General features: G+C 62.7%; 1 protein-coding gene. It reads left to right on the top strand.

Annotated features, from left to right (window positions below; all coding sequences use genetic code 11):
* Positions 1 to 64: 64 nt before the first annotated feature.
* On the top strand, positions 65 to 997 hold the full coding sequence (locus KO516_RS02125) for an IS5 family transposase (protein ID WP_216002164.1): 933 nt from the start codon (positions 65 to 67) through the stop codon (positions 995 to 997).
* Positions 998 to 1,114: the final 117 nt, after the last annotated feature.

Raw genomic sequence — 1,114 nt, 5'->3', positions numbered from 1 at the left:
GACGTTGTTGCACATATCGGTGAGGAGGATTCACTGCGCGAATCCGGTGCGTTAGATCGGCGGCATGCCGAAGCCTTCTCCCACCCGCTATCGCACGACGAACTGGTCCGACTACAACGCGGCGCTGCGCCAGCGGGGTTCGCTCTCAGTCTGGTTTGATCCCGACATGGTCTGGCACGCCGGAAAGACCGGCAAACGGGGGCGGCCCGAGACGTTCTCGGATGCCGCGATCCAAACCTGTCTGACGCTGAAAGTGCTCTTCGGCCTTCCGCTGCGGCAGACGGTCGGGCTGGTCGAGAGCCTGATCCGGATGGCCGGACTCGATTGGCCGGTTCCGGACTATTCGACGCTATGTCGACGCCCGGCGCGGATCGGCGTGCTGGTCCCGTATCGCCGTTCGGGCAAGCCCTTGAACCTGCTCGTCGATAGCACCGGCATCAAGTTCCGCGGGGATGGCGAATGGTTGGTGCGTAAACATGGGCTGTCGCGGCGCAGGCAATGGCGCAAGGTCCACATCGCCATGGACACGGAGACCGGGGACATACGCGCAGTCGAGTTCACCTCAAGCCGCCAGGGCGACAGCCCCCTGCTGCCAGACCTGCTGTCGCAAATTCCCGAGGGTGAAGAGATCGCCACAGTCACCGCGGACGGCGCCTACGACACGCGGCGATGCCATGCCGCGATTATCGAGCACGGCGCCGATGCCGTCATACCGATCCGCCGCAACGGCCGCGCGTGGAAAGAAGACTGCCCCGCCGCATTGGTGCGAAATGAGATCCTGCGCGCGACGCGACGCCTTGGAAGAGCGCTCTGGAAACGATGGGCGGACTATCACGTCCGAAGTCGGATCGAAGCGCAGATGAATCGCCTGAAGCTCTTCGGCGAGCGGATCACGTCACGAGACCCCGACCGCCAGACCGCCGAAATCCAGATCCGCATCGCTATCATGAACCGCTTCTCGGCCCTCGGCAGGGCCGAGATCAAGGCCATCGCCTGAAAGGTAACGGGAAAGGGGATCGTTCCCCGTTTAGGGTCAGGATGCATTGATTTCGCTGCACCAGCATGATTCACGGCTTCGAAAACGGAGCGGTGATATGAGCGATCTCTTCTGGCT

It is taken from the genome of Citreicella sp. C3M06 (assembly GCF_018860705.1).
GTDB lineage: Bacteria > Pseudomonadota > Alphaproteobacteria > Rhodobacterales > Rhodobacteraceae > Salipiger.
This window is presented reverse-complemented; position numbering and strand designations above follow the sequence as displayed.

Bases quoted from the DNA above. Each gene is read 5' to 3' on its own strand.
- KO516_RS02125 (WP_216002164.1), top strand. From the start codon at position 65: ATGCCGAAGCCTTCTCCCACCCGCTATCGCACGACGAACTGGTCCGAC.